Raw genomic sequence first — 12,653 nt, forward strand, 5'->3', positions numbered from 1 at the left:
CGCAGCCAGCCTGTGTATATACGGCCCGTCGCTGCTTCCCCGTTAAGTGGCGGTTTTTCCTCAGGAGTTGACCTCATGTCCGAGCGGTGGACACCCGATAGCTGGCGGGCCAGGCCCGTGCAGCAGATGCCGGATTATCCGGATGCGAAATCATTGGGCGAAGTCGAGGCGCAGCTTGCCACGTTTCCGCCGCTGGTTTTTGCGGGTGAGGCGCGCAATCTGAAGAAGGCCCTGGCCCGAGTCGCAAACGGCGAGGCATTCCTGCTGCAGGGCGGCGACTGCGCCGAGAGCTTCGCCGAGCACGGCGCCAACAACATCCGCGACTTCTTCCGCGTGTTGCTGCAGATGGCGGTGGTTCTGACCTATGCCGGCGCGTTGCCGGTCGTGAAGGTCGGCCGCATTGCCGGCCAGTTCGCCAAGCCGCGCTCCTCGCCGATGGAGAACATCGACGGCGTCGAATTGCCGAGCTATCGCGGCGACATCGTCAACGACATCGCCTTCACCGCGCAGTCGCGCGTGCCCGATCCGCATCGTCAGATCATGGCCTATCGGCAATCGGCGGCGACGCTGAACCTGCTGCGCGCCTTCGCGACCGGAGGGTTCGCCAATCTCGGGAGCGTGCACGAGTGGATGCTGGGTTTCATCAAGGATTCCCAGCAGTCGCGACGCTACAAGGAATTGGCCGACCGGATTTCCGACGCGCTCAATTTCATGCGCGCCTGCGGGCTCAATCTGGAGAGTCATCCGGAACTGCGGGCGACCGATATCTACACGAGTCACGAGGCATTGCTGCTCGGCTACGAGCAGGCCCTGACGCGGATCGATTCCACGACCGGCGACTGGTACGCGACCTCGGGCCATTTCATCTGGGTTGGCGACCGCACCCGCCAACTCGATCATGGCCACGTCGAATATTTCCGCGGCATCAGGAATCCGATCGGGCTGAAGTGTGGCCCCTCGCTCAAGCCGGACGAACTGTTGAAGCTGATCGACGTGCTCAATCCGGACAACGAGCCGGGGCGGCTGACGCTGATCGGCCGCTTCGGCTCGGACAAGGTCGGCGATTACCTGCCGCAACTGATCCGCGCGGTGCAGCGCGAGGGCCGCGTTGTCGTGTGGTCGTGCGACCCGATGCACGGCAACACCATCACCTCGACCAGCGGCTACAAGACCCGTCCGTTCGATCGCATCCTGTCGGAGGTCAAGTCGTTCTTCAGCATTCATGCCGCGGAAGGTACGCATGCCGGCGGCGTTCATCTGGAAATGACCGGACAGAACGTCACCGAGTGTATCGGCGGCGCGCGTGCGATCACGGACGAGGACCTCAACGACCGCTATCACACCGTCTGCGATCCGCGCCTGAATGCCGAGCAGTCGATCGACATGGCGTTCCTGATCGCCGAATTGCTCAGGCAGGATCGCGAGGGCAAGGTCAAGCCGATCCCCGCGGTCGCGGGTTTCTGAGGTGTCGCGCTTATGGCGCGCCACCATCAATAGCTGGAACGGATTGAATTTTGCCATCCGCTCCGAGCAGGCCATCCGGCAGGAATTGTTCGCGCTCCTGCTGGCGCTGCCGCTGGCGTGGCTTGTCGGAGCGACGGCGGCCCGGCGCGTCGAACTCGTGGCGGTGGTCCTGCTGCTTCTGGCGATTGAGCTTCTGAATACCGCGATCGAAAAACTGGCGGATCGATTGACGACCGATCACGACCCGCAAATCGGGCACGTCAAGGACGTCGGCTCGGCCGCGGTCGGCGTGGCGTTGCTCATCATCGGGCTGACCTGGGGCAGCGCGATCGTTGAACGCATGGGCTTCCTTTAGAGCATGATCCCGAAAAGTGGAAACCGGTTTTCGGAAAAGATCATGTTCAAACAAAAAGATAAGCGACGAGTCTGATTCAACGCAGTTGAAACAGACTCTAGGTTTTTATCGGGCGAGTTTTCTTGACCCGGACCGCTGTCCAGGTCACTCGAAACCGCTATAAGCGTGACCATTGCAGAAAGGCGAGGCCCGCGGGCAACGAGCATCCATGACCGTAACCAGCTTCAAGATCACGCTCGGCCAGTTGAATCCGACCGTCGGAGACATTGCCGGCAATGCGGCCAAGGCTCGCGCCGCGCGCGCGCAGGCCAGGGCCGAGGGCGCCGCGCTGGTGGCGCTTCCGGAACTGTTCATCGCGGGCTATCCGCCCGAGGATCTGGTGTTGAAGCCTTCGTTCCAGGCGGCGTGCCGCGAGGCGGTCGAGGATCTCGCGCGCGAGACCGCCGACGACGGACCGGCCATGCTGATCGGCACGCCATGGGTGGACGACGGCAAGCTTTATAATGCTTATGCGCTGCTGGATGAGGGACGGGTCGCGGCCATCCGCTTCAAGGTCAATCTTCCGAATTACGGCGTGTTCGACGAGAAACGGGTGTTCGCGCGGGGACCGGTCGGGGGACCCTTGAAAATTCGAGGCGTGCGGATCGGCGTTCCGATCTGCGAGGACACCTGGGTCGAGGAATCCGCCGAATACGAGAACGTGGTCGAGTGCCTTGCGGAAACCGGCGCGGAAATTCTCGTCGTCCCCAACGGCTCGCCCTATGCGAAGGGCAAAAGCGACATCAGGCTGTCGATCTCGGTCGCGCGCGTGACCGAAAGTGATCTGCCGCTGGTCTATCTCAATCAGGTCGGCGGTCAGGACGAACTGGTGTTCGACGGCGCGTCGTTCGTGCTGAACGCCGATCGCTCGCTGGCCGCGCAGCTTCCCTCCTTTGAGGAAAGCGTCGTCACGCTGCAATGGACCAGGTCCGCGGCGGGTTGGCATTGCACCGGACCGGTGGCGTCCCAGCTTGAGGGAGATAAGGCCGACTATGCCGCGTGCGTGCTGGGCTTGCGCGACTATGTCCGGAAAAACGGCTTCCCCGGCGTGCTGCTCGGCGTGTCCGGCGGCATCGACTCCGCCCTGTGCGCGGCCATCGCCGTCGATGCGCTCGGGGCGGAGAGCGTTCGCGGCGTCATGCTGCCGTTCCGCTTTACCGAACAGGTCTCGCTCGACGACGCCGCGAAACTCGCAAAAGCGCTCGGCATTCGCTACGACGTGCTGCCGATCGCGCCCGCCGTGAACGGTTTTGAGGAGATTCTCTCAGGCACGTTCGCCGGGCTTCCGCGCGATATCACCGAAGAGAACCTGCAGTCGCGCGCGCGTGGCACGCTTCTGATGGCGATCTCCAACAAAACCGGCGCGATGGTGGTGACCACCGGCAACAAGTCTGAAATGTCGGTGGGCTACGCGACGCTATACGGCGACATGAACGGCGGCTTCAATCCGATCAAGGACATCTACAAGACCGAGGTGTTCCGGCTGGCCGGCCTGCGCAACGCGTGGAAGCCGGACGGCGCGCTAGGACCTTCGGGCGAGGTGATCCCGTCCGGCACGATCGCCCGACCGCCGACCGCCGAACTGCGCGAAAACCAGCTCGATCAGGATTCGCTGCCGCCCTACGATCTGCTCGACGCCATCCTCGAGCGGTTGGTCGAGCGTGAGGAGCCGCTGGCGTCGATCGTCGCGGAAGGGTTCGACCGCGAAACGGTCGCGCGGGTCGACCGTCTGCTGAATATCGCCGAATACAAGCGCCGGCAGGCGGCGCCCGGCGTCAAGGTCACGCGCAGGAATTTCGGCCGCGACCGCCGTTATCCCATCACCAACCGGTTTCGCGATTCCGGAAAGCCGTTGCCGAAGCCGGATGATGAACTCGTTTCCCGCGCGAGCCGAAGCTCTGCGGAAGCCTTCGAGGGCTGACGGCGGAAAATAAATCAGGATGAATTCGCGTTCTCGTCACGCGAATCGGTGTCGCTCGAAAACGCTATAACGGGCTGTTCAAAAAACTCTTCCAGTCATTCCGGACGCCGCGTCAGCGGCGATCCGGAATCCGGATATTCGACGATAGCCCAAGAATGCTGGATTCCGGGTTCGCGCCGTCGGCGCGCCCCGGAATGACATCCGTCAAGACTCCAACATCCCGTTACAGCAAATCCACTCCACGGGAAAATGCTCTACTGCGCGGGTATGAACGTCGGTCCGACCGATCGGATCGGCTTGTTGTTCGCCGGCGCGGAGCCGGTGGGCACCGCGCTTGTCGTCGCGGGCGCATTGGCTGGCGCTGCGGCGGCGTCCTTCTTTTGCGGGCCTTTGTTGCCGCCGGTCTGTGACGTCTTTTTCGCGCCGTCTTCGGTGACGATGATGTCACCCTGCTGCGCTGCCGTGGCTTTATCGTCGAGTCCTTTCAGCGCCTCCGACCAGGTCTGGCCCGCAGCCTTGCATGAGCACGATGGATTGAATTCCTGACGGTACCGGAACGCGTTCGGCGACGACGAATAGGGCTGTCCGTTGATCGAGACGGCCTGATTGATGTCCTCGCCCGGATTTCGATAGGCATAGAGCGTGGCGTCCGCTGCCGGACACAGGTTCTTGCAGGTGCGCTCGTCGTCGGCAAAACGGCTCGGCACGGTGGCGAACGAGATCGGAAAATAAAAGCCGTCGCATGAGCGCGCGCAGACGGTTCGATAGGTTCCGGACTGCACGCCCGTATCGGCCGGCGGAAGCTCCGCATTGTCGATATGCTCGGGCGAATTGCCGAACAGGTTATCGAAGAAATTGCCCTGGTTCCGCACCGCCGCGGAGTATTGCGGGCCGCAATTGTTCTGCGCCAGCGCCATCAGCACGGAACGGCGCTGGTTGTCGTAGTCCGGGCCGCTGTTGCCGGCTCTCAGCCGCTCCAGGCTGGTGGTGATCTGCTCGAGATTGGTCCGCATCCGCTGGATCTGCTGAGTGACCGGCCCGCACTGCTGCGACTGGCCGTTGAACAGCGAGAAGAAACCCGAACTGTCGCAGCCCATGCGTCTTGCCTGCGCAGTGACGCGTTCAAGTTCGGCCTGTTGCCGCCCTGCGGCATCCTCGTAGCGCCGGATCTGGCTCGCTCGCGCAGGATCGGCGCCGCCGCGCTCGATGCTTGCAAGTTGCGCCTCGAGCCGCGGGCAAATCGGATTGGCGCCGGGTGCGCCTTGCGCCACTGCATTGCCGGCAGGGATAGCGACGCCGAGGCCGAGGGCGGCAGCGCAAGCCAGAATTCGCATCGTGCGGCGGGCAAACAAAAGGTCAGGCATGATCCGCCATCAGAGCGATCCCGGGGCGATTCTGCAAACGCTACGATGAAGTAATGTTTTCCGAACGCAGGCGCCCATCGCGGTGATTTTTACAATCCGGGCCGAGCCTGATTGCGTTGCGAGACGCTGACGGGAGGCCGATGAGGCCGTTCGCCAGCGTGGTCATTTCTTATCCGCTTCTCGCGGCGGCGTCACGTCGTTTCCGGGGCGCGAGTGTGGCGGGCTCGGCGCGACGTCGTCTTCTCTGCAAGTCAGCGTTGACAGGTAATCGCGACGTATTCGTTGCAGCCGCTGTGCCGGCACGAGCCTGTGGGCTTCAAAATCGAATCCGTCATCTCGTCGGGCTTGACGCGCCTGTAAGCGGTGGCCTGCACAAAATCGCGTGACCGGCAGTAGGAGTGCGCGGCGTGGGCGCCGCATCTCTCCCCCAAAGCGAGGCACTGGTCGATGCCATAGCCGTCGGCGTGATTGGCGACAATAAAAATATGGCTGTCCGCCTGGGCGGGGGCGCTTGCGAGGAGAGCCATGCCCGCCAGAAACATGGCGGCCGGAAATATGGGGATAATGCGCATGATGTGCCGGAAAAACAGGAAGCCGCCGGACCTTGCAGTCCAAGACGAGCCGCCGCGATTTCGCGGCGAAATGAGGCGTTTGTGGGGCGCGGTCTTGACGCTGCACCCCGGCTGTTCCATGGTGCCGGAATGAACGGTTTGCTCGCCTTTTGTGGCCTTTGCCGCGAGATTATGCGCTAGCGATTCGCTGGCTGCCGCCGTCTTTATCTCACAACGTGATCCAGACGCCCGGCCAGCGAGCGGAGCGGATTTGACATTCGCTATTCAGCCGATGGCGATTTCGGAACGGGATTCCATGGAACTGCGCCTTTACGATACCCTGACCAAGGAGAAGCGTGTTTTCACGCCGATCGATCCGTCCAATGTGCGGATGTATGTCTGCGGTCCGACGGTCTACGACTTCGCGCATATCGGCAACGCGCGGCCGGTCATCGTGTTCGACGTCCTGTTCCGCCTGCTGCGGCATCTCTACGGCGTCGACCACGTTACCTATGTCCGCAACATCACCGACGTCGACGACAAGATCAACGACCGTGCGGCGCGGGACTTTCCCGGCCTGCCGTTGAACGAGGCGATTCGCAAGGTCACGGAAAAGACCGCGGATCAGTTTCAGGCTGATGTGGCCGCGCTGGGCTGCCTGCCGCCGACGCATCAGCCGCGCGCCACCGAATTCGTAACTCCGCGCGCCGACGGCCGCTCCGACATGGTGACGCTGATCAAACAGCTGATCGCGCGCGGCCACGCCTACGAGGCCGGGGGCGAGGTGCTGTTCGACGTGCAGTCGATGCCGGACTACGGCGCGCTGTCGGGCCGCAGGCTGGAGGAGCAGAAGGCCGGCGCACGGGTCGCGGTGGACGCGCACAAGCGAAATCCGGCCGATTTCGTGCTGTGGAAACTGTCGTCGGAGAACGAGCCCGGCTGGGACAGTCCGTGGGGCAGGGGACGGCCCGGCTGGCATATCGAGTGCTCGGCGATGAGCGCGGCCTATCTCGGCGGACCTGATGGCAAAGACGTCTTCGACATCCATGGCGGCGGTCTCGACCTGATCTTCCCGCATCATGAAAACGAGATCGCGCAGTCGCGCTGTGCCCACGGCACGCCCACGATGGCGAATTATTGGATGCACAACGGCTTCCTGCAGGTCGAAGGCGAGAAGATGTCGAAAAGTTTGGACAACTTCTTCACCATCAACGAATTGCTCAACACCGAGAAATTCGGCGGGCGGAAGTGGCCCGGCGAGGTGCTGCGGCTCGCGATGCTGAAGACCCATTATCGGCAACCGATTGACTGGACCGTTCAGGGACTACAGGAAGCCGAAAAGATGCTCGATCGCTGGTATGATGCGATCGGCGATGTCGAGGCAGGCGAGATGTCCGCTGAGGTCCTCGACGCACTTGGCGACGATATGAATACGCCGAAGGCCATTGTTGAACTCCACCGGCTGGCTCATCCGGCGGCCGCTGGACTTGCCAAGGCGGGGCTCACACGGGCAGGTCAAAAACCCAAACCCCGCATGCTCAAAGCATCGGCAAATATATTGGGCCTCCTAAAAAGTACGCGCTCTGAATGGCTAGCTCGGCCCGGTATTGAGTCCGGCGTCGACAGAGATGCGGTCGAGTCGTTCATTCGTGCCCGCGCCGAAGCTCGTGCGCGAAAGGACTTCAAGGAATCCGATCGCATCCGCGACGAGCTTGCCGCCATGGGCGTCGTGCTGAAGGACGGCAAGGACGCCGACGGCAAGCCGGTGACGACATGGGAGATCGCGCGATGACGAAGCCCGACACGCCATTTCCGAAACACTGGCGCTATTACATTTTCATCAAGTGGGCGGTGATCGTCGCGGCAGTCGTGCTGGCCCTCCGCCTGTTCGGAGTGTTTTGACGCGATGGGGCAGGCGCTTCCCAAACCCGCGCTGCGGCCGATGCTGCCCGCCGACGTTGCCGTGCTGGCCGCGATCTTTGTCGCCAGCGTCGAGGAACTGACCGGCGACGATTACAGCGAGGCGCAGCAGATCGCATGGGCGAGCGTCGCGGACGACGAAGCCAGGTTCGGCGCGCGCCTTACGAAGCAGTTGACGCTGGTGGCGACGCTGCAGAGCTCACCGGTCGGTTTCGCATCGCTGAAGGGCGCGGATTGCATCGACATGCTCTATGTGCATCCGGCTGCGGCGAGGCAGGGCGTCGCGACCGCGTTGTGCGATGCGCTGGAGAAACTTGCCGGCGCGCGCGGCGCCACCGCGCTGACCGTGGAGGCCAGCGATACCGCGGAACGGTTTTTCGCAAGCCGCGGCTACGTCGCGATGCAACGCAATTCGGTGACGATCGGCGACGAGTGGCTGGCCAACACCACGATGAAGAAGACGCTGGCCGTGAGGGACGCGCCATGAGCCGCGAGCGTCTCTATCTGTTCGACACCACGCTGCGCGACGGCGCCCAGACCAACGGCGTCGACTTCACGTTGCAGGACAAGCAGATCATCGCGAAGATGCTCGACGATCTCGGCATCGACTATGTCGAGGGCGGCTATCCCGGCGCCAACCCGACCGATACCGAACTGTTCTCGCAAAAGCCGGCGCTCGGCCACGCCAGGTTCACCGCCTTCGGCATGACGCGGCGGCCCGGCCGCTCGGCATCCAACGATCCGGGGCTCGCCGCGTTGATCGCGGCCAAGGCGGATGCGATCTGTTTTGTGGCAAAATCCTCCGCCTATCAGGTCAGGGTCGCGCTGGAGACCACGAACGATGAAAACCTGGCGTCGATCCGTGACAGCGTGAAGGCCGCCGCGGCAGCCGGCCGCGAGGTCTTGGTGGACTGCGAGCATTTCTTCGACGGCTACAAGCAGGATCCGGCCTTCGCGCTCGCCTGCGCCCGGGCGGCCTACGACTCCGGTGCGCGGTGGGTGGTGCTATGCGACACCAATGGCGGCGCCATGCCGAACGAGATCGAGACGATCGTGCGCGAGGTCGCGACACACATTCCCGGCGACCATCTCGGCATCCACGCCCATAACGACACCGAGCAGGCCGTCGCCAATTCGCTCGCGGCGGTGCGCGCGGGCGCGCGCCAGATCCAGGGCGCTTTGAACGGCCTCGGCGAACGCTGCGGCAACGCCAATCTCTGCTCGCTGATCCCGACGCTGAAGCTGAAGAAGGAATTCTCCGACGCCTTCGAGATCGGCGTGACGGACGACAAGCTCACGACGCTGACGCAGGCTTCGCGCACGCTGGACATCATGCTGAACCGCGCGCCGAATCGTCACGCTCCTTATGTCGGCGAAAGCGCGTTCGTTACCAAGACCGGCATTCATGCATCCGCGATTCTCAAGGACCCCGCGACTTACGAACACGTCGCGCCGGAATCGGTCGGCAATCGCCGCAAGGTGCTGGTGTCGGATCAGGCCGGCCGCTCCAACGTGCTGGCCGAACTGGAGCGGGCGCACATCGCGTTCGACAGGAACGATCCGATACTCGCTCGGCTGATCGACGAGATGAAGGAGCGCGAGGCGGCTGGCTACGCCTACGAATCCGCCAACGCGTCGTTTGATCTCTTGGCGCGGCGCACGCTCGGCCGCGTGCCGGAGTATTTCGATGTCGAGCAGTTCGACGTCAATGTCGAGCAGCGCTACAATTCCCACGGCAAGCGCGTCACCGTCGCCATGGCGGTGGTGAAGGTGAGGGTCGATGGCCGGACGCTGATCTCTGCCGGTGAAGGCAACGGTCCGGTCAATGCGCTCGACGTCGCGTTGCGCAAGGACCTCGGCAAATACCAGAAGTACATCGACGGGCTGAAACTGATCGATTATCGCGTGCGCATTCTCAACGGAGGCACCGGCGCCGTGACGCGCGTGCTGATCGAGAGCGAGGACGAGGAGGGCGAACGCTGGACCACGATCGGCGTGTCGCCCAATATCATCGACGCGTCGTTCCAGGCCCTGATGGACTCAATTTTCTACAAGCTCGTGAAGGCCGACGCGCCGGCCTGAGCAGTGCAGTGACACTCCTCAAGAACGAGCCGCTTCCCGCCTGGGTCTTCCCACGCTAGAGCCGGTCGGCGACGTCGGCCGGCATCTCCCTCGAGGCATCGCGCGCGAGGGTCGCGGCGGCGCGGAGCTTCGGCAGGATGTCCTCCACGCGCTCGGCTTGCAGAACGTTGACCGCCAGCGTCGGCCGGATGAAGGCGGTGGAGCGCATGTGAGCGAGCAGCGCCAGCAGCGGCTCCCAGAAGCCGTCGACATTCGCCAGCAGGATCGGCTTGGCATGCCGCCCGAGTTGCTGCCATGTGAGTTGCTCGACCAATTCCTCCAGCGTGCCGACCCCGCCGGGCAGCGCGATGAACGCGTCCGACCGCTCGAACATCAGTCTCTTGCGCTCGTGCATGTCGCGCGTGACGATCATTTCCTGCACGCGCGCCAGCGCATGTTCGCGCGAGGTCAGGAAGTCCGGAATGATGCCGGTGACGGTGCCGCCGTTGTCGAGGACAGATGTCGCGATCGCGCCCATCAGGCCGACCGAGCCGCCGCCGTAGACCAGCCCGACATTATTCCGGGCGAACGCTTTACCAAGGGCGACGGCAGCTTTGACGAAGTTGGGATTTGTACCGGGGCCTGAGCCGCAATAGACGCAGACCGTTTTGATGATGCTCATGGGAATCGATGTGGCCCCGCACAATTACTGCGTCAAGGCTCGGCTATTGCCGGCGCCGGGTCAAGCCTGCGGGCAGCCCTCCGCAACGAAAAGAATCGCCGATCAAGGGTGTACGCGGCATCCAAACGCTCTATATGACGTCGATATATGACCTCGATCAGACGATATTTCCGGCTGCGGAAGCCGTTTTGCGGTTCGGGCGCTACCGATGCGTAGCGCCGTTTCGCATCCGGCGGATGCGCCGGCAAAACCCTCCGACGACCCGGCCCGAAGCGCGACGCTCGGCAGGGCGCTGCTGCACTTGTGGCCCTATATGTGGCCCGGCGACCGCGCCGACCTGAAGATGCGCGTGGTCTGGGCGATGCTGCTGTTGCTTGCGGCAAAGGTCGCCACCCTGATCGTTCCGTTCACCTTCAAGTGGGCGATCGACGCGCTGAACGGCGCCGGAAGCGCCCCGGTGCAGCCCGACAACTGGGCGATGTGGCTGATCCTGTCGCCGCTCGCGATGACGCTGGCCTACGGCTTCGTCCGCGTGCTGATGGCGCTGCTCACCCAGTGGCGCGACGGCATCTTCGCCAAGGTCGCGATGCATGCGGTGCGCAGGCTCGCCTACCAGACGTTCGTCCACATGCACGAACTGTCGCTGCGGTTTCACCTCGAGCGCAAGACCGGCGGCCTGACGCGCGTGCTCGAACGCGGCCGCAACGGCATCGAGGAAATGGTGCGGCTCGTCATCCTTCAACTCATTCCGACCGCGGTCGAAGTCGGGCTGCTCACTGCCGTGCTGCTCTGGCAATTCGACTGGCGCTACGTGCTGGTGACGCTCCTGACCGTGGTGGTCTACATGGCCTTCACCTACAGGGCGACGCAGTGGCGCATCGAAATCCGTCGCCGGATGAATGAATCCGATTCCGACGCCAATGCGAAGGCAATCGACTCGCTGCTGAACTACGAAACGGTGAAATATTTCGGCGCCGAGTTGCGGGAGGCGAAACGCTACGATCGCTCGATGGAGCGCTTCGAGGCCGCGAGCGTCTCCACCTATACGTCGCTGGCTGTTTTGAACGGCGGACAGGCGATCATCTACACGGCCGGGCTGACGAGTGTGATGATCATGTGCGCGATCGGCGTGCGCAACGGCACGCACACGGTCGGCGATTTCGTGATGGTCAACGCCATGATGATCCAGCTCTACCAGCCGCTCAACCTGATGGGCATGGTCTATCGCCAGATCAAGCAGGCGATCATCGATATCGAAAAGATGTTCGCCGTGCTGACCCGCAATCCGGAAGTGAAGGATCGCGCCGGCGCGCAGCCGCTGCGTGTCGGGCACGGCTCGGTGCGGTTCGAGAATGTGCGGTTTTCCTATGATCCGGAGCGTCCGATCCTCAAGGGCGTGACGTTCGAGGTGCCCGCGGGAAAGACGGTGGCGATCGTCGGACCGTCGGGGGCAGGCAAATCGACATTGTCGCGGCTGCTGTTCCGTCTCTACGACGTGACCGAGGGCCGCATCCTGATCGACGGGCAGGACATCCGCGACGTCACGCAGGTGTCGCTGCGGGCCGCGATCGGGATGGTGCCGCAGGACACCGTGCTGTTCAACGACACCATCCGCTACAACATCCGTTACGGCCGCTGGAACGCGACCGACGAAGAGGTCGAGACCGCCGCCCGCACCGCGCAGATCGACCATTTCATCAGGATGTCGCCCAAAGGCTACGAGACGGAAGTGGGCGAGCGCGGATTGAAGCTGTCCGGCGGGGAGAAACAGCGTGTGGCGATTGCACGCACCATCCTGAAGGCGCCCCCGATCCTGGTTCTGGACGAGGCGACCTCGGCGCTCGACAGCCACACCGAGCATGAAATCCAGGAGGCGCTGGACCGGGTCTCACGCAACCGGACCTCGCTGGTGATCGCGCATCGGTTGTCGACCATCGTGGCCGCGGACGAGATTATCGTGCTCGATCAAGGCCGAATTGCCGAGCGCGGCACCCATAGCGAGCTTTTGGCGGCGAACGGGCTTTACGCCAGCATGTGGAATAGACAGCGGGAGGCCGAGGCGGCGCGGGAGAAACTGGCGCTGATCGGCGATGACGACGATGCGCCGAATCGGGCTCCTCCGCCGGTGGACGATCCGCTGGTAGCGCCGGCGGCTGCGGCAGAGTAGAATACCTCCAAGATCGTTTTCCCGAATCAGGCTTCGGGTTTTCGCCGCGGCGCTGGCTTGCGGATCGGGGTTTTCTGTGCAAGACGCGCGTTTCCGCAAAGCCCGCCTTCAGGTTCATCGTAGATCATC

Annotated in this window: 11 protein-coding genes; 8 read left to right on the forward strand and 3 right to left on the reverse strand. The window is 63.3% G+C overall.

Annotation, left to right across the window (positions count from 1 at the left end):
• The first annotated feature begins 75 nt into the window (after positions 1–75).
• From ACS3WA_RS06895 to ACS3WA_RS06905, 3 genes are all read left to right on the forward strand, one after another.
• Positions 76–1,464, forward strand: coding sequence for a class II 3-deoxy-7-phosphoheptulonate synthase (locus ACS3WA_RS06895; protein WP_412773100.1), 1,389 nt, complete (start codon positions 76–78; stop codon positions 1,462–1,464).
• A gap of 1 nt (position 1,465) precedes the next feature.
• Positions 1,466–1,819 (forward strand): diacylglycerol kinase, encoded by a 354-nt coding sequence (locus tag ACS3WA_RS06900; protein WP_438277799.1) that lies wholly within the window; start codon positions 1,466–1,468, stop codon positions 1,817–1,819.
• Between the two features lie 208 nt (positions 1,820–2,027).
• On the forward strand, positions 2,028–3,779 hold the full coding sequence (locus ACS3WA_RS06905) for an NAD+ synthase (protein ID WP_438277800.1): 1,752 nt from the start codon (positions 2,028–2,030) through the stop codon (positions 3,777–3,779).
• Between the two features lie 254 nt (positions 3,780–4,033).
• Here ACS3WA_RS06905 and ACS3WA_RS06910 read toward each other — a convergent pair whose 3' ends face one another.
• Both ACS3WA_RS06910 and ACS3WA_RS06915 read right to left on the reverse strand, forming a co-directional pair.
• Complete coding sequence (locus tag ACS3WA_RS06910) at positions 4,034–5,143, reverse strand: DUF2865 domain-containing protein (protein ID WP_438277801.1); 1,110 nt, start codon at positions 5,141–5,143, stop codon at positions 4,034–4,036.
• A gap of 251 nt (positions 5,144–5,394) precedes the next feature.
• The gene (locus ACS3WA_RS06915) at positions 5,395–5,670 is read right to left on the reverse strand and encodes a hypothetical protein (protein WP_438278028.1); all 276 of its coding nucleotides are present in this window, start codon (positions 5,668–5,670) and stop codon (positions 5,395–5,397) included.
• Between ACS3WA_RS06915 and ACS3WA_RS06920 the strand changes: the two genes are divergently transcribed.
• From ACS3WA_RS06920 to cimA, 4 genes are all read left to right on the forward strand, one after another.
• Entirely contained in the window at positions 5,551–5,895 is a 345-nt protein-coding gene (locus ACS3WA_RS06920; protein WP_438278041.1) for a hypothetical protein, read from the forward strand. The two genes, ACS3WA_RS06915 and ACS3WA_RS06920, sit on opposite strands and share 120 nt — an antisense overlap.
• Positions 5,896–6,010: 115 nt before the next feature.
• Positions 6,011–7,486 (forward strand): cysteine--tRNA ligase, encoded by a 1,476-nt coding sequence (gene cysS / locus ACS3WA_RS06925; RefSeq protein ID WP_438277802.1) that lies wholly within the window; start codon positions 6,011–6,013, stop codon positions 7,484–7,486.
• Positions 7,487–7,600: 114 nt separating this feature from the next.
• The gene (locus ACS3WA_RS06930) at positions 7,601–8,101 is read left to right on the forward strand and encodes a GNAT family N-acetyltransferase (RefSeq protein WP_438277803.1); all 501 of its coding nucleotides are present in this window, start codon (positions 7,601–7,603) and stop codon (positions 8,099–8,101) included.
• Positions 8,098–9,696: a citramalate synthase gene (gene cimA, locus ACS3WA_RS06935; protein ID WP_438277804.1), complete on the forward strand. Its 1,599-nt coding sequence runs from the start codon at positions 8,098–8,100 to the stop codon at positions 9,694–9,696. Before ACS3WA_RS06930 ends, cimA begins: the two co-directional genes overlap by 4 nt.
• A gap of 55 nt (positions 9,697–9,751) precedes the next feature.
• On the opposite strand, the gene ACS3WA_RS06940 is transcribed toward cimA, so the two are convergent.
• On the reverse strand, positions 9,752–10,357 hold the full coding sequence (locus ACS3WA_RS06940) for a TIGR00730 family Rossman fold protein (protein WP_292617791.1): 606 nt from the start codon (positions 10,355–10,357) through the stop codon (positions 9,752–9,754).
• A gap of 208 nt (positions 10,358–10,565) precedes the next feature.
• On the opposite strand from ACS3WA_RS06940, the gene ACS3WA_RS06945 reads away from it, so the two are divergent.
• On the forward strand, positions 10,566–12,524 hold the full coding sequence (locus ACS3WA_RS06945; RefSeq protein WP_438277805.1) for an ABCB family ABC transporter ATP-binding protein/permease: 1,959 nt from the start codon (positions 10,566–10,568) through the stop codon (positions 12,522–12,524).
• The last annotated feature ends 129 nt before the right edge of the window (positions 12,525–12,653 follow it).

Origin of the sequence: Nitrobacter sp., assembly GCF_051535235.1 — a bacterium.
Lineage (GTDB): Bacteria > Pseudomonadota > Alphaproteobacteria > Rhizobiales > Xanthobacteraceae > Nitrobacter.